Origin of the sequence: Flexithrix dorotheae DSM 6795, from assembly GCF_000379765.1 — a bacterium.
Classification (GTDB): domain Bacteria; phylum Bacteroidota; class Bacteroidia; order Cytophagales; family Flammeovirgaceae; genus Flexithrix; species Flexithrix dorotheae.
Window position 1 is genome coordinate 208,158 of the sequence record NZ_KB903443.1, and the last position, 16,382, is coordinate 224,539.

12 protein-coding genes are annotated in these 16,382 nt (G+C 36.8%); 3 read left to right on the forward strand and 9 right to left on the reverse strand.

Annotated elements, in window-relative coordinates:
- Positions 1-44: 44 nt before the first annotated feature.
- The 9 genes from A3EM_RS0116420 to A3EM_RS0116460 form a co-directional block, all read right to left on the reverse strand.
- Complete coding sequence (locus A3EM_RS0116420) at positions 45-1,619, reverse strand: RagB/SusD family nutrient uptake outer membrane protein (RefSeq protein ID WP_020529320.1); 1,575 nt, start codon at positions 1,617-1,619, stop codon at positions 45-47.
- A gap of 16 nt (positions 1,620-1,635) precedes the next feature.
- On the reverse strand, positions 1,636-5,076 hold the full coding sequence (locus A3EM_RS42635; RefSeq protein WP_157637925.1) for a TonB-dependent receptor: 3,441 nt from the start codon (positions 5,074-5,076) through the stop codon (positions 1,636-1,638).
- A 205-nt stretch (positions 5,077-5,281) separates the two neighbouring features.
- On the reverse strand, positions 5,282-6,340 hold the full coding sequence (locus A3EM_RS0116430) for a FecR family protein (protein WP_020529322.1): 1,059 nt from the start codon (positions 6,338-6,340) through the stop codon (positions 5,282-5,284).
- A gap of 132 nt (positions 6,341-6,472) precedes the next feature.
- Entirely contained in the window at positions 6,473-7,147 is a 675-nt protein-coding gene (locus A3EM_RS42640) for an RNA polymerase sigma factor (RefSeq protein ID WP_020529323.1), read from the reverse strand.
- A gap of 337 nt (positions 7,148-7,484) precedes the next feature.
- Complete coding sequence (locus A3EM_RS0116440; RefSeq protein WP_157637926.1) at positions 7,485-9,365, reverse strand: fibronectin type III domain-containing protein; 1,881 nt, start codon at positions 9,363-9,365, stop codon at positions 7,485-7,487.
- Positions 9,366-9,531: 166 nt separating this feature from the next.
- Positions 9,532-10,260 carry a class I SAM-dependent methyltransferase gene (locus tag A3EM_RS0116445; protein WP_020529325.1) on the reverse strand — a complete coding sequence of 243 codons (729 nt, stop codon included), beginning with the start codon at positions 10,258-10,260 and terminating at the stop codon, positions 9,532-9,534.
- Between the two features lie 155 nt (positions 10,261-10,415).
- On the reverse strand, positions 10,416-10,922 hold the full coding sequence (locus tag A3EM_RS0116450) for a hypothetical protein (protein ID WP_157637927.1): 507 nt from the start codon (positions 10,920-10,922) through the stop codon (positions 10,416-10,418).
- A 225-nt stretch (positions 10,923-11,147) separates the two neighbouring features.
- On the reverse strand, positions 11,148-13,112 hold the full coding sequence (locus tag A3EM_RS0116455; RefSeq protein WP_020529327.1) for a helix-turn-helix domain-containing protein: 1,965 nt from the start codon (positions 13,110-13,112) through the stop codon (positions 11,148-11,150).
- A 332-nt stretch (positions 13,113-13,444) separates the two neighbouring features.
- The gene (locus A3EM_RS0116460) at positions 13,445-13,792 is read right to left on the reverse strand and encodes a winged helix-turn-helix transcriptional regulator (RefSeq protein ID WP_020529328.1); all 348 of its coding nucleotides are present in this window, start codon (positions 13,790-13,792) and stop codon (positions 13,445-13,447) included.
- Between the two features lie 116 nt (positions 13,793-13,908).
- Here A3EM_RS0116460 and A3EM_RS0116465 point away from each other — a divergent pair, with 116 nt between their 5' ends.
- The 3 genes from A3EM_RS0116465 to A3EM_RS0116475 all read left to right on the forward strand — a co-directional run bounded on the left by A3EM_RS0116465 (position 13,909) and on the right by A3EM_RS0116475 (position 16,343).
- A complete protein-coding gene (locus A3EM_RS0116465; protein ID WP_020529329.1) occupies positions 13,909-14,775 on the forward strand; it encodes an SDR family oxidoreductase in 867 nt (288 codons plus the stop codon).
- Positions 14,775-15,662, forward strand: a complete 888-nt coding sequence (ygiD, locus tag A3EM_RS0116470) for a 4,5-DOPA-extradiol-dioxygenase (RefSeq protein WP_020529330.1) — start codon at positions 14,775-14,777, stop codon at positions 15,660-15,662. Before A3EM_RS0116465 ends, ygiD begins: the two co-directional genes overlap by 1 nt.
- A gap of 129 nt (positions 15,663-15,791) precedes the next feature.
- Complete coding sequence (locus A3EM_RS0116475; RefSeq protein ID WP_020529331.1) at positions 15,792-16,343, forward strand: TetR/AcrR family transcriptional regulator; 552 nt, start codon at positions 15,792-15,794, stop codon at positions 16,341-16,343.
- The last annotated feature ends 39 nt before the right edge of the window (positions 16,344-16,382 follow it).

Genomic DNA, 16,382 nt, shown 5'->3' on the forward strand with positions numbered 1-16,382 from the left:
AAAAGGGGAAACAGTTAATTTCCCCTTTAAAAATTTTTGATTATCTAATCAGCCCCTGGATAACCAGGATTTTGTCTCAAATTTGGGTTTTTATCTATGGCATTTTGTGGAATCGGAAAAATAGTATTCCAACTATCCATTTCATAAAAAGATAAGTCTGGTTGATAGCGGGCAATTCTATCCAATAAAGCCTGATCCGGGGTAAAAATAGTGCCATCATCCTTATACATTGGAGGAATCGTGTAAGTCGCATAAGCCGTTTTATTTGTAAAAAGTTTTCCCTGACGGACTAATTCCTCATAATCCTGGCCTTCAAAACAAAGCTCCTTTCTGAACTCCAGATAGATGGAATCCCTAAGTTGATCTTGTGAAAGCCCCGATAATTCATCTAGACCGGCTCTTTTTCTTACCCTGTTTACATATTCGTAAGCCAAAGCAGAGGGACCTTCCATCTCATTAATAGCTTCTGAGGCAATTAACAAAACATCGGCAAATCTTAACACCTTAATATTGTAAGCCATTCCATCTGAAACCTTGTTTTCAGGATCTCTGTATTTATTGATATGCGGTACAGGATACGTATTTTCATGCCATTGAACCAGTGTATCGCCACTAACACTAGGGAATTCAGTTAACCATGTAGCCTCTTTTCTTTTATCTTTTTCTTCGAATTGATTAAACCACCAAAGACTTCCTATGATGGTTCCCCATTGTCCCGGGCCCCAACCATTGCTATTGGGCTCATAATTATTTCCAATTTGGTGACCTTGTGGAGATATGCCATTATATTGTACTTCAAAAATACTTTCAATATTATTGTCAACCTCAAAATCTGATTGCCAGTAATTGTCTTTTGGCTCTGGCATAAGCCCAAGATTACTTGGGGAATTGATCACATTTAAAGCATTTTCTTTTGCCTCAGGCCAACTTTTTCTGTACAGGTAAACTTTGGCCAATAAACCCTGGGCTGCTTCCTTGGATGCTCTACCCACATCACTTCCAGAATAATCCATGATATTTGGCAGGTCATTTATTGCCTCTGTCAAGTCTAAAATAATCTGGGCATATGTTTCTTCTTCAGAACTTCTGGCAACCTGAAGGTCCTTTATATTGGAGGTATTTGTTTCATTCAGGATAAGTGGCATTCCTCCCCATCTTCTCACCATATTAAAATAAGTCAAAGCTCTTAAAAATTTGGCTTCAGCTAAAACCCTGGCTTTAAGGTTGGCATCCATTTCAATTTCCGGCACATTGTCAAGCACAGCATTCGCCCGATTTACAGCCTGCCATACTGCAGCCCAGGTAGCATTGTTATACCGGTCACTAGTAAGCATTCCTGCATCATTTAACTGAATAATTACCGCCCGGTCAGAGCTGGTGCCCAGCCTGGTAAAACTTCCATCTGCTGCGTGAGCACTAGAGGTATACCAATATCTGGAATAATAATCATTTACATTTAAAGCCGCATAGGCTCCATTTACCGCCACTACAGCATCTTCAGCAGTTTTATAAAAATTTACCGGTGACACTGAATCTCTTGGTACTTCTTCCAAAAAGTCACTACAAGATGTCCCACTAAACACTATAGCAAACAGAATATAATATATTAAATTCTTCATTTTATCTTCTTTTAAATTAGAAATTAAGCTTCAGGCCTACTAAATATGTTTTGGCCATTGGGTAAGAACTAATATCCCAGCCGAAAGACCCTCTCACATTGGCTCGTCCATTAGTATCAGGGTTATAACCTGTATAATCTGTAATTGTAAACAGGTTTTGACCAGTCACATAGATTGATCCGTCCATTTTACCCAAGAAACTTTGAGGGAAAGAGTAGGTCAGGGTTATTTCCCGCATCCTAAGATAACTTGCATCCTCCAAAAACCAGTCAGATTCGCCCATGCTACCTGTTCCGCCTACCTGAGGAGCATTTTGAAATGGTGTGGGCCATGGGGCATCAGTATTTTGAGGTGTCCAGTAATCACCTCTTTCTTTTAACACGTTCTGACCTCTGGTTACGGTGGTATTAAAACGCCTCATGGCATTATATACCACACCACCACTCTGACCCTGGAAGAAGAACCTTAATTGAAAATCTTTATAAGAAAGGCTGGAGTTAAATCCATACAGAAAATCAGGATGTGGACTTCCTATTACAGAACGATCATTAACGTCCAGTATGCCATCATTATTGATGTCCTTATATCTTATCATACCAGGTACTACTCCAGGTTGTAATGTCTGGCCGGCATCAGCTTCGGCCTGACTTCGGTAAAGCCCATCTGTTGTGTATCCTATAAATACTCCTAAAGGTTCTCCTATAGTTACAAATGACCTTGGAGTGGCCCCTGCAAAAGTGGGTTGGGCAATTTCATAGGACTGATCGCCTTCCCCCACCTTGCTGGAACTCCCAAGAGAAGTGATTTCATTTTTATTTTTTGCAAAATTAAATCCGAAGTCCCATTTGAAATCATTTTTATCCAGTAAAACACCATCGATGGTAAGCTCCCATCCCCGGTTTTCCATTTGTCCTAAATTCTGAACTGATGGATTACGAATGCCAGAAGTTTCAGGCAATTGAACCTCAAGCAGTAAGTCTTCAGTTTCTTTTATATAATAATCGAAAGTTAAATTTAGCCTGTTCCCAAAAAATGAAGCGTCAAGGCCATAGTTTGACATGGTAGTTATTTCCCAGGTTAAGTCAGGTACTGCTACCCTGAAAGGAGAATAGCCATTAACAATAGTTCCGTTTCCGAAATTATATGGTGTGGCTTGCAAGAGTGCCAAAGACCGATAGGTGGGTAATTCCTGATTACCAGCCTTTCCCCAGCCAATTCTCAGTTTTAAGTTATCCATAAAACTGGCTGATTCGGACATAAAATCCTCGTTGGAAATTCTCCAGGCAGCCGCCACTGATGGGAAAGTAGCCCATTGATTACCATCCGCAAATTTAGAAGAACCATCTCTACGGGCTGTAAAGGTAGCCAGGAACCGGTCATCATAATTGTAATTTACCCTTCCAATAAAAGAGAGAATGCTAAATTCAGCAAACCTGGAGTCCACACTTGGCACTACAGATCCTCCGCCAAGGTCATAAGGACCTGTAATATCCGATGCAAAGCCACGGGCAGAAATCGCCCGATATTCTTCCTGCTCCCTTTGTGAGGTAAATCCACCCAGCGCAGTAATATGGTGTTTATTAAAATTCTTATCGTAGGTGAGAATATTTTCATTTAACCAGGAATTCCTGTTTAGTCCACTGGCATTTGCGGAATTAAGTGGGTTTTCATTATTGAATTTTGAGCTTCTAAATACGTGCCTGTCCCTGTTTTCCAAATCAGCCCCTAAACTTACTTTTAATTTTAAATCAGGAATAATCTGATATTCTCCATAAAGAGTGGTTAAAACCCGGGTTACCACCTGTTCATCCGAAAACTCATTGATAAAAGCTATAGGATTTAAACTTCCTTGTGCATCCGGAACATTTGCAGGTAAAAACCGGTTGCTGGAATAGGTGCCATCAGGAAGATAAACCGGTAATATCGGAGACATTGCCAGGGCGGTATGTGTCATACTATTGGTTGCTTCACCTTCTGTTTCAGAAGCATTATTGATAGACCTTGAAACATTTAAGGAGTTACCTATTTTGAACTTTTCACTGGCTTTAATATCTAGGTTTACCCTCATAGAGTACCTTGTAAAATCTGAACCGGTAAGGATTCCCTCCTGATCAAAATAACTTCCCGAAACCATATATTGAACAGCTTCTGAACCTCCGCTTACACTCAATTGGTAATTTTGTATTGCGGCTTTTCGCATAATCATGTCCTGCCAATTCATATCATTGGGAGGATTGTCAGGGAAAACTACGGGGTCTCCACTATTTGCTGCCGATTCATTATAAATATTTTGATACTCCTGGGCATTCATCAATTCAATTTGCTTGGCTGAAGACTGGACTCCGTAATATCCATTGAAAGACACTTTTGGAGCACCCTTCTTACCCCTTTTTGTAGTAATAAGAATGACACCATTTGCCCCTCTTACTCCGTAAATTGCGGTGGCTGAAGCATCTTTCAGTACCTCAATGGATTCGATATCGGCTGGGTTTAAAGTAGCAAGTGGATTTTGGTCAACAGTGTAATCTGTGCCTGTGCTGCTATCTAATCCTCTTCCCGCATTGGTATTAAATTGTGATTGCCCTGTAACAGGAAATCCATCAATCACATATAAAGGCTCACTGCCATTCAAAATAGAAGTAGTTCCTCTAATTTTGATACTCACTCCTCCTCCTGGGGCTGAGGAATTGTTGGTAACGTTCACTCCCGCTATTCTTCCCTGTAGTCCCTGATCCACTGAAGTTACCGGTTGAGAATTAAGGTCTTCACCTGAAAGGGAACCAACCGACCCGGTTAAATCACTTTTTCTCACCGTTCCATACCCCACTACTATTACTTCCTCCAGTTGTTCTGTATCAGGATTTAAGGAGATATCAATGGTGGACTGGTTTGTTACGGTAAACTCCTGAGTTTCAAAACCAATAAAACTAAACAGCAGTACAGACTCGTTGGGAATTTCCAGCTGGAATTTTCCTTCAAAGTCGGTAGTAGTACCATTTTGGGTTCCTTGCACCAATATACTCACACCTGGTAAAGGCTCCCCATCCTCGGAAGATCTCACTATTCCAGAGACTTTATGCTGAAAAATATATTCCTCAACCAGCTTAGTTGATTTTCGTTGCTTATATATATTTGGGCTTACATGAATGGTTTCATCAATTCTTTTGAATTTAATTTTTAAATCTTTAGACATTTGACGAAGGATATCGCCTAAGGATTCATTTTCTACATTAAGATTAATCTTTTGCTTTTCATTCACAAATCTCTTATCAAAAGCAAAATAAAGATTGGTCTGCCTTGATATTTCAATGAATGCGTCATTAAGGGAGGAGTTCTTTATTTCTAAAGATAGTACAATATCCTCTACGCTTTTTTTCTGGGCGTGGCTGTCTTTTGCAAGAATTATACTACAAAACAGGGCCTGCAGAAATACCCCATATAGACATAGTTTAGACATTTTATTAATTTGTCTTAGTAATTTCAATTTCATATTTTTACACATTATGGTGGAAAATAATTTTTCATCACAAAATTCTGAAGATTGCGGAATCCTTGTCGCCAAACAGATGATCCGCAATCTTTTTTTGTGGGATAAGTACACTTCCCGGAAATGTACTTTGAATTAAATTTTACGCACTAGCTACTGTTCATTTTGTTTTTGATTATTCATAAATAAATACCTTTTTATTCTCAATTTTATATTTAAGTCTTGAGGAGTAACATATCCCTTCTAGCACCTGAATCAAACTCTGATTGGTATACCTTCCGCTAAATTCCCTTATTTTGTGGTCGCTTACAGCGGTTTCAATTTCCACATTATACCATCTTTCCAGTTTATTTACTATGATTTCCAGGGTAGCATCTTCAAAAACTATGGTTTTGTCCTTCCAGGCAATCAAATTGGAAACATCTTTTATTTCCGATTTGATACTTCTTGTTTCTTTATCGAATGTTAAAACCTGATTCCTGGTAAGAAATGTAGTATTGTCCTTCCATTCTTTCTCATTGGATCTAACGGCTACTTTTCCACTCGCAACAGCAACCTGTACTTTGTTACTACACTCATAAGAATTTACATTAAAGGAAGTTCCTAAAACGGAAATTTCTAAATCTCCTGATTTAATGATAAATGGTTTTTCCAAATTTTTAGCAATATCAAAAAAAGCTTCACCCTCAAATAAGACTTCCCGGGTATTGCTATTAAATTTTTCCGGAAATGTCAGTTTACTTTCAGAATTTAGCTTAATAATACTACCGTCACTTAGGGTTAAAGACAATTTCTCCCCTTTTGATGTAGCTTTGACTAACATCTTCACATGCTGTGCTTCTGAAAATTGAGGTGTAATATCAATTGGCCTGTATTTGTAAATGACGATTGATATCCCCACAAAAAAAAGAAAGACTGCCGCATATTTGATGTATCCTTTCCAAGAACCCATATTAGCAAATGGGTTAGGGTTTTTAATTTTATGCTCTTTATCCGACTTCAGTATATTCTCCAGGATTTCATGGTATCTGTCTGCTGAGGGCTGAGGAGAATACTCATAATCAATGGATTGAAATATTTCCTTTGCTTTTAGGATAGTCCCTACTTTCTCCGGATTTCTTTCAATCCAACTTTTCCAAAAGTGATCTTTTTCTGAAGAGCCTTCTTTTAACCAACTCATAAAAAAGTCATCTTTTAGGAAGTCGTCTAAATTATATTGCTCATATTTTTTCATTTCTGCAAGTTGGTTATAACTACATAAGACATAAATCCTAAAAACAACCGTAAGCAAATTAATATTTTTTCAAAAAAAAACAGATAAGGCCTCTGAGGACGAATGATGAGGGTATTCGCTTATAAAAAATAATTAATAATGAAAGTACAGCAGGATAAAAGTATAAAACAAATTTGGCTTAAAATCTTTCAATTCTTCTTTTAACTTATCTATTGCTCTATATAAAAGGTCTCTGGAATACTTCACTTTTGAAAGGTTCATTATTTCCGAAATTTCCTGATAAGTCAGTTTTTCATAAAAGTAATATATGATAATCTCTCTTTGCCGGGGGGTAAGACTATTAAATGAAGCTTTCAGGGCCTGTCTAGTATTATCATCAATTTCGCTGTTAATCAATACCATCTCCTGATTCAAATTAATTTGGAAGTTATAACCATCCAGCAGATTATCACTAAATTTAAATCTATTTTGTCTGGATAAACTCCTGATTATTTTGCTTCTCAGGGATTTGTAAAGATAATATTTAATGGAAGTCACCTCTGCGAGATTTTGCCTTTTTGCCCTTAAATCGATAAATAACTCCTGAATACAATCTTCTACTAATCCGGAATCCTTTGAAAATTGGTGACCATACCTGAAAAGCAAATTAAAATAGTCCTTATAAATGCAAATGAATGCCTCCTCATTACCCTGTTTAAACTTTCTCCAAATTTCCAAATCAGATGAGTTGGAAAGGGGCTGTGAATTCCCTTGTCCTTGCTTTGAAATTTTATAAGTTTCAAATGACACATTTTTGTTTGTTTCCATATTTACCTGCAAAAAGTAAAGGCAATCACCTTAATAATTAATGGTAGGGGATTGATTTAAACTCCCTCAATAATGAAAGTTACCAAAAATTTACATGATTGTAAATAAAATATCGATTTAATAGAGTGCCGGGTCAAACTTTCCAGGATGAAAGATACATTACCAAAATATCCCATAAGCATTGCAGAGTTTACGGCAAAGATATAAGCAAAAATCAAAGACGATAAGGCCTTTGATTTTACCAATGGTTCAATTTGCGGTCCATTTGATCAAATTCTAATTAAAAAAGTGGAATCTGGCATTGATCCCAAATCCCACTTTTCAACTTGTCTATCTTTTAATTGGAAGCGTAGTTTCCCTTTACATTAGCAGGGTTAGTCAAAATAATTTGACCATATCCGGACTCTGCCAGGTTACCCCATATAATGCTGGAATCTCTCAAATAAACAAATCCACCATCTGCTTCGGCCACATTTCCAGGGAAATTTTCATTACCAATATTACTATCGTTCAAAATATCAATATTACCATGGCCATTTTCTGTTATATTGGCTATCACATTGCTTCCTGATATCCTGATATAGCCAGAACCTTGTTCGCCTAATTTTGCCCCTTTATCGGTGAGAATCAAAAAACTGCTATAACCATGATGAATCGAACTATTTTCAATAATAATATTTCCCGTGGATTGCTCCCCTATATTATTCCCAGAAACCTGGCTATTTTCAATGGTAAGATCTCCATCATCCTGTTCGCTAATATCACCCAAAATATCACTCTCGTAAAGCACATTGATATCTCCTTTATTCTTTTCGCCTATATGTGCGACAACCTTACTGTTTTCAATCCTGATATTTCCCAGCCCATCTTCATTTACCACATATGTGGACGAAGTAATTATACCAGGAAATTCCTCTCCGATTTCGCTGTTATTTATTATACTAATGTCACCCGTTCCAAACTCCTCTAAATTACCCTGTAACTGGCTTCCATCAATAACAATAGACCCAGCTTCAAGTTCTATAATATTTCCCTTTATATAAGATTGGGAACCTTCCAAGTCCGAATCCCTAAATATTTCAATATTACCTTCTCCATGTTGGGTTACATTTCCGGTAATATTACAGTTTATCAACCGAAGTGTTCCATTAGCTACAGACAGGTTTCCATAAATGGTCACATTTGTCAATTCACAACCCTCTATAAAAGCAAAGCTTTGGCTATGTATAGAACCACTTTCCAGACAGGTGTTTAAAAATGTAGTGGCATTTACAATTTGAGAAAACGAAGACTGTACGCTACCTTTTTCGGCAAATAACCTGTAATAGTACAATGTTTCCTCCTCCAGGTTGGAATCGGTAAAAGTCATGTTGTGAGAACCAACTGTTCCTGCCCTTTGCCATGAGTTACCATCCAAACTTCGCTCAATTATTATCATTATATCTTCTTCAGTATTGTAGTCCCAGTTCAATTTAACTTTGGAAGGGCCTAACCCTTCGGCACTTACATTAATTGGGGTTCCTATATTGGTGGTTCCCTCTGCCACATTGGAAGGATTGGATTTGAGTAAAATTTTATTTTCAAAAGCATATGCAAAAACCCGGTAATAATACTTGGTGGCAGCTTTTAATCCATGGTCCTGATATGAAGTGATATTGGTTCTCACCCTTTTAATTTCCTTCCAGGAGTTGCCATCAGGGCTCCTTTCTATGATAAACCCAGTTTCATTAAATGAATTATCCTGCCAGCTAAGGTCCATTTTATCGGATGATGAAGGTACCGAATTATCTACCAGATTTGATGGAGCATTAGGTTTTCTTGATTTTGGAAATAAAAAAGCAGTTCTGGAATAAATAGCATTGGCATCTGAGTCAAGTATTTTTATTCTGTAGAAAAAAATAGAATCTCCCTGAATTTCAGTATCCTTGAATGAAGTGGCATTTTTATTCAATTGGGCTATTTCCGACCAGGAAGTACTATCTCCCAAACTCCGTTCTACTATAAGTTCCTGTCCACTTTTCAATTCCCTTTGCCAGTTTAGTTCTACAGCTAATTTGTCATCTTTTCCCTCTTGAGGAAGAATGGTTTTAGCCTCCAGACCGAATGATAAAGCTGGTATTTTGGTTTTATGATCTGGAAGAATCTCTTCTTCTGGCTCACAAGCTACCATTAAACAAAGAGCGAATAAAATCAAGATGATAATTTGATTAGTTTTCATGTTTTAAATAGGTTTGGTTAAAAAATATTTATTAGATAAAAGGCATGATCATTCCAGTTAGCATGTTGGTGTGACATGCCCTTTTTGTTACTGTTTCTGCTGTTCCAATTAACGTACGGCTTGTTTTTAAGTGGAGAATTCTTTATTGATTTAAAGTTATTTCATCTTATTTTGGCTTTGAAACCACCATCAAATCACTCTCCATCATGAAGGTTTTATAGGCTATTCTTATTTCAAATCCCACTTCTTTTGCAACTTCACAAAATTCCTTATGGGAATGAGTCCAGAATGTTCCGTTTTTTTGCTTTTCACGAATTTTCAGGTTTTGCCTGATCATATCTCTTCCTTCATTTAAGACCTCAATGGTTTGGAAAAAGCTATAATTTTGTAAAAGATATTTACTTATGGCCAGTTGCCAGCCTACTACACTAATTGTCCTGCCATGATTTACTAATACAGCCTGAGCTTCCGGTTTTAGCCAATCATAAATCTGTTTCATGATTTGTTTTGGTTGAGAAAAAGCATAAAGGGCGTGAACGCTTATCAATCCCGCTACAGAATTAGGTTCCGATTCAAATTGCTCTACACATTCATTTATGATTAAATGATTTTTCAAGCCAATTCTATCCCTTTTTAATTTTGCTTCTGTATTCATATCCCCATCCTTATCTATATGATAAATATTAGCTTTGGGAAATTTTACAGCCAGTGGAATGGAGAAATTTCCCGTACCGGCACCCAGGTCAAGTATAGTTTCATTTTCGGAAATCGTCCAATGATTGGTATGATCCAATACTGCTTTCTTAAGTTTCAGATAATACGGATGATACATCATAAGCATATCATATTGCTGAGAATAATTTTTATAGCTTACCTGCTTTTTTTCAGCAATCATTATTTCTTAATTTTTGATGAATGTAATTAATAGTTATCGATAGTTTTAGGCTACATGGGGAGCTTTGTTACTCAGCACATCTTTGACCATTTTCCCATGTGTAGGAGGCATTCCCTATTTCAATGTGGTCACCATTTAAAAGGACGCCTAAGCGATTATTTTCTAAGGGTAATATTCCCGCTCCAAATATGATCAGTCTGTTGTGTTTCATTTTTCACATAACTATCCGTAGTTAGTGTTCCTGTAGCTCCTTCAAACTGACCTGTTCCTCCAATAATTGTAAAGGTATCCTGAAACTCAAGGTCATAATCAGGATGGTCACTCGGCTTTACCTGACCACTTCCCTGAAAAAATATTGTCTCCCCCGTTTCAGAAACAAAGCTTCCTTCTCCATTAATATATTCGAATGTATTGATATCAACACAGAAAGATATTTTTGTTGTGAAATTTCCAAGCCCTGTGGCTGAACCTTCTCCTTCCTGAATATTTAAATAATTTTTTGACCCGGAACAAGGAGCTCCATCCTCTACAAACCCTTTTAAAACGGTAAAAAAATTAGCTTCAAATTCCATAGTTTCTAAAGCTGGGTCGCAATTAGTGCAACTAAATGCCAATACTGAAATGACACTTATTATGATTAGGCTATTTTTAAATTGTTTCATTTTTTTTGAGATTAAATGATATAAATAAATTTTTCACAAGAATCTCTTAAAAAGAAGGTGGCCACTATTCCTTGAAAGGTTTATACAAATATGCGGGGAATTTCAGTATAATATACTGAAATTATGTTGCAAATAACTGTAATTTTTTGACTATAAATGTTGCAACCTGAACTTATGTTGCAGAATTTAATATTTGAGTGGAAAAAAAGATTAATTTTAAAAAGATTAGTCAGCCCATGGATGATGCGCTAAAGGAAGGTTCATTTTTTTTAGCAGGTTAACAAACCTGGGGTCCTCCCTCAAAAAATCGAAAATTGGGTCTATCCCAATATAAGGCATATTCGGATCATGAGCTATAAAAGCTTTTTCCAAATAAAATAAAGCTTTTTCGATATTTCCAGCCCTGGTATAAAGCGTAGCAATCTGCCAGGGTGTAACATAGGTAGTTTCGGACCGGAGGATGAGTTCCTCTGCCAGACTTTCCAAAGCCCCTGTATAACCATTTTCCTGCTCTCCTCTGAGCAATGCTTCAATTGCCTTCTCATCTTCTTTTGCAGCATAGGAGGTCTTCCAAATTTCAAGCGCCTCAGGATACATTCCCTTCATATGATAAGCTGTTCTAAGGGTAGATAAGGCAACCGGATCAGTTGGTGCTGTTTGTAAGGTTTTCCCCAATTGATCAATAGCCTTATCGAATTCTCTGGTATGCATCAAAGTCATCCCATCCAGAGCCTGGAATAAAGGATTAAATGGATCCAAATCCAGTGCTGTTTTTGATTGTTCAACTGCTTCCTCTGGTTTATGAAGAATATTCAAAACATGAGATAAATAAGCCCTTGCCGCAGAAAAACTAGGATTTATCGCAATGGTTTTCTTTAATTCAATTTCAGCTTCCTGATAATTCCATTTCTGCCAACAGTTTAAAACACCCATTACATAGTGAATTTCTGCCGGAGGGTTTTCAATTTCCTGGGCTCTAACCTTTAGCTCCTCTATTTTCATATGCGCTCCACCTTCAAAATAAGAGGTAAGTCCTTGTTGCATCCTGCCTCCCCACACATAGCATTTCCCTGCATAGGCCAAAGAATAATCAGGCTCTATTTCCAGGGCCAAATCAAAATAGTTCATGGCCGTATTCAAATCCTTTTCTGTCAGTTTTTCCCAATGATACATCCCTTTGAGGTAGGCTTTATAAGCATCAGGGTTAATGGTTTTTGCATTGGCCAGATTATTATTCTCCTCCTCTGTAAGGCTAACATGGATCTCGTTGGTAATGCTTTTCACTATCTCACTTTGCAAAATCATTATTTTTCCAAAATCCTGATCAAAAACTTTTGACCATAATTGCATCTCCTCCGGGAAGTTGCCAATTAACTGAAGTTGAATTTTCACCTGGTCCTCATTTCCAACAACTGAACCTTCCAAAATGGTATTTACCTTTAATTCTTCCGCAATTTCTGTCAAAGTTTTTTTTTGGTTTTTGTATTGGGAAGTTGAAGTTCTCGAAATTACCCTTAGTCCGGAAACCTGCCCTAAGGAATTGATTAAAGAGGTATGCATACCATTGACAAAATAATCCTGCTCGGGATCATTGGTGAAATTTTTTAGTGGGAGGACTGCAATGGAGTTTTGTGCTTTATCCTTATAATTCAGAAAATACTTAATGCTCCAAAAGATAAAAACAATAACCAGAAGCAATAGCAATAGATTCCATATTGTTATTTTAGGTTTTTTAAGCTTATTTCCAGTTTGTTTTTCCGATGCTTCAAATGAGGTCTTGTTTGAACTAAAACTAACATTTTGTCTCAAATCAGATTCATCAGAAGTAGCTGCAATTCTTTCTTTTACCGGATTGTTTACTTCTCCTGGAGGATGCCCGTATTTTTTATTAAAACATTTATGAAAGTAGGTGGAACTATTAAACCCCACCAAATAAGCTATTTCGGAAGTTGTAGCTACATTTTCTTTTAACATTTTCATAGCTTCCTCCAACCTCACATCTCTTATAAACTGACTTATAGATTTTCCTTCAATTCCTTTGAGCTTTCTGTGCAGATTCGATCTGCTCATACCCACTTCCCCGGCTAACTCTTCCACCCCAAATTGCTCATTTGCCAAATTTGCCAAAACAGTTTCCTTTAGTTTTTGTAAAAGAATTTTGTTTTGATTTAAACCATTAGAAGATTTCATTTGAAGGGGAAAATTAAAATTGATTTTACCTATACAAATTAATCATTAAACCTTAAAGTATCAACCACAAAAGGTTGCGAACCAGGGATTTGAAATTTGGGTAATCAATGTTGTTTCTTCCAGGTGAAATAATGGGTAGATTATGACTTAAGTATACCGGCAAAATAAAAAATTGATTCCTGGCGATTTGGCAATTTGTGTAGGTATTCGGGAAAGTCCATTACTGATTTCCCGAACAAAAAAATACATGTGAACAGCAAGCACAATCCCAATGCATAATAATGCAATTTCAATTTCCCCGCAATTCAGGCTATACAAGGCATTTCCCAAAATTAAGCAATCGCAGATTTCCTATGCTCCACACCCCAGTCAACCATGGCATCAAGTACTTTCAGAATATCCTTGCCAGATGCTGTTAGTGAATATTCTATGCGAACAGGTGTAGTATCATAAACCTTCCTAATGACTACTCCATTTAGCTCTAATTCCTTTAATTCTTTGGATAACATTCGCGGAGTGATGTTTTCAATATTTCCCTGAATTTCTTTGTACCTTTTTTTACCATAAAGCAAAGAGGCAATTATGGGCAACTTCCATTTCCCACTTAAAACATTTAAGGTATCATTGATTGCCAATACAAATTGTCTCGGGCATTGTTTTATTTCTGATAAATCCTTCATAATGTGCAATTTAAAAAGTAGATATACTAAAGTATAGTAATATTAATTTACAACCAGGTATACTTTGTATAGCAAATCTAGTAATTTCGTCCTATTATTAATAAAACCCATAAAAAATGATTTTAGTAACAGGAGCAACAGGAGAATTCGGAAGCAAGGTCATACAATTCTTATTGGACAAAGGTATTACACCATCGGAAATTGCAGCATTTGTAAGGAATAAGGAAAAAGCAGCAGATTTAGAGGCAAAAGGCATTGAACTGAGAATTGGTAACTATTCTGAATATAACTCTCTGGTAAAGGGATTTGCGGGAATTGATAAATTGCTTTTTGTATCTGGTAGTGAAATAGAAACAAGAGAAGCACAACACAAAAATGTAGTAAAAGCAGCTAAGGAGGCTGGTGCAAAACAAATAATTTATACTTCTTTTATCCGAAACACTGAGGTAGAAAATTCTGCCATTAAATTCTTGCAGGAAACCCATTTTAAAACAGAAAACTGGATAAAAGAAAGTGGCATTCCATATACCATTTTACAGAATGCTTTATATCTTGATCTACTACCGATGTTTGCCGGAGAAGTAGCTAAAAATGGAGTTATTGTTCAACCCGCAGAAAATGGAAAGTCAAATGCCGTTCTAAGGACAGAATTGGCTGAAGCTGCGGCAAATGTCCTCACATCGGAAGGACACCAAAACAAAACTTACCCATTGGTGAACCACAAAGCCCACTCCTATGATGATGTCGCTAAAGATATCTCTGAAGTGATAGGGAAACCTGTAAACTATCAATCTCCTCAACCCGAAAAATTTCAGGCATCCTTAAAGGAGGCAAATGTTCCTGAGGAATATATTGGAATATTTACCGCTTTTTCTGTGGCACAGGCAAAGGGAGAACTCACATTGGAAGATGATTCTTTAGAAAAATTATTGGGTAGAAAGCCCACTACCGCTAAAGAATTTATTGGCCAAATCTATCACTAATGACTCGAAAAGAATTTATAAAAACCGCTGGATTAGGCATAATTTCAATTCCTATGATTACTTCTTTAAAATCCCTTGAAAAACTTACAAATTCTCTTCCAGATACGGAGAAAATGCCTGCCCTTTTTATGGGGCATGGCTCTCCTATGAATGGCATAGAAGACAATGAATTTGTAAGAGAAATGATAGCTCAGGGTAAAAAATTAAACAAGCCAGAAGCCATATTGGTGATTTCTGCACATTGGGAAACGAATGGAACTTATGTAACAGCAATGGAAAACCCCAGAACCATCCATGATTTCGGTGGATTCCCACAAGAATTGTATGCACAGCAATATCCGGCACCAGGACATCCCGTTCTTGCAGAGGAGATTTCAAAATTAGTCCAGCCAGAAAATACAGTGCATTTGGACGATAAATGGGGCCTAGATCACGGTGCATGGACTGTAGTTAAACATCTATTCCCAAAAGCTGATGTTCCGGTAATCCAGTTGAGTATAGATTATACCAAAGACCCAACTTACCATTATCAATTAGCCAATCAATTAAAAAAACTGAGGAAAAAGGGCGTATTAATTGTGGGCAGTGGAAATATCGTGCACAACCTCGGTAAAATTGCCTGGGGTAAATTAAACCAAAATTACGGTTATGACTGGGCTATTGAAATGAATGAAAAAGTTAAAAAATGGATTTTGGAGGGGAGTCACCATCAATTAATCGATTTTAATAAACAGGGCGTAGCATTTAACCTTTCCATCCCCACACCTGAACATTTTTTACCTTTAATCTATACCCTGGGTGTTAAGGATGAAAGTGAATCTATTGCTTTATTTAATGACCAGTACCTTGGCGGGTCTATAGCGATGACCTCCGTAAAATTTGGATAATTACCTTATACTGGCAAAACTCACTTTAATTTGAAGGTTAAATCCCAAAAAATTAACCAGTAGCATCTTCATGAGAAAATCCTGAAAATAAATTTGGAATAAACATTCCAATCATTTTATATTTGCATCGTGAATAAAAAAGATGCCATCATATCAGCTGCCCTCGAACTTCTGGCGGAAAAAGGAGTTCATAATACCCCGATGTCTGCAATTGCAAAAGTTGCTGGTACCGGAATGGGAACTATATACAACTATTTCCCCAACAAGGATTTATTGATTAATGATATTTATGTTAGCATCAAGAAAAAAGAAAAGTCCGCCTTTTTAGACTTTGAGTCATCAAAGCCAATTAAAACACAATTTGAGCATTATTTCCTCTCCATTATTAACTTTTTCATCAATAATCCTTCATATTTCAGGTTTATGGAGCAATTGCAGGCCTCTCCTATTATCACTCAGGAAAGCAGAGAAGAAGGGGGGAAATCTGTAGAACCTGTATTCCTTTTATTGAAAAAAGGACAACAGGAAAGAATAATTAAAAATATTGAAATTGAAGAATTACTGATGTTTATCGGTGGGGCTGTTTTATCCTACCTGAGATGGTATTTCAGCCAAACCAAATCGACACAAACCTCCCTTAAAAACCAGGTACAAATGGTTTGGGATGCAATTAAAGAATAAATTTTTTTCTCTTGAAATGGAATGAACATTCATTCCAAT

What these genes read in the sequence shown, in the direction of transcription:
- A3EM_RS0116420 (WP_020529320.1), bottom strand. Translation starts at nt 1,619, where the DNA reads ATGAAGAATTTAATATATTATATTCTGTTTGCTATAGTGTTTAGTGGG.
- A3EM_RS0116440 (WP_157637926.1), bottom strand. Translation starts at nt 9,365, where the DNA reads ATGAAAACTAATCAAATTATCATCTTGATTTTATTCGCTCTTTGTTTA.
- A3EM_RS0116430 (WP_020529322.1), bottom strand. Translation starts at nt 6,340, where the DNA reads ATGAAAAAATATGAGCAATATAATTTAGACGACTTCCTAAAAGATGAC.
- A3EM_RS0116450 (WP_157637927.1), bottom strand. Translation starts at nt 10,922, where the DNA reads ATGAAACAATTTAAAAATAGCCTAATCATAATAAGTGTCATTTCAGTA.
- A3EM_RS0116465 (WP_020529329.1), top strand. Translation starts at nt 13,909, where the DNA reads ATGATTTTAGTAACAGGAGCAACAGGAGAATTCGGAAGCAAGGTCATA.
- A3EM_RS42640 (WP_020529323.1), bottom strand. Translation starts at nt 7,147, where the DNA reads ATGGAAACAAACAAAAATGTGTCATTTGAAACTTATAAAATTTCAAAG.
- ygiD (WP_020529330.1), top strand. Translation starts at nt 14,775, where the DNA reads ATGACTCGAAAAGAATTTATAAAAACCGCTGGATTAGGCATAATTTCA.
- A3EM_RS0116445 (WP_020529325.1), bottom strand. Translation starts at nt 10,260, where the DNA reads ATGATTGCTGAAAAAAAGCAGGTAAGCTATAAAAATTATTCTCAGCAA.
- A3EM_RS0116460 (WP_020529328.1), bottom strand. Translation starts at nt 13,792, where the DNA reads ATGAAGGATTTATCAGAAATAAAACAATGCCCGAGACAATTTGTATTG.
- A3EM_RS42635 (WP_157637925.1), bottom strand. Translation starts at nt 5,076, where the DNA reads ATGTCTAAACTATGTCTATATGGGGTATTTCTGCAGGCCCTGTTTTGT.
- A3EM_RS0116455 (WP_020529327.1), bottom strand. Translation starts at nt 13,112, where the DNA reads ATGAAATCTTCTAATGGTTTAAATCAAAACAAAATTCTTTTACAAAAA.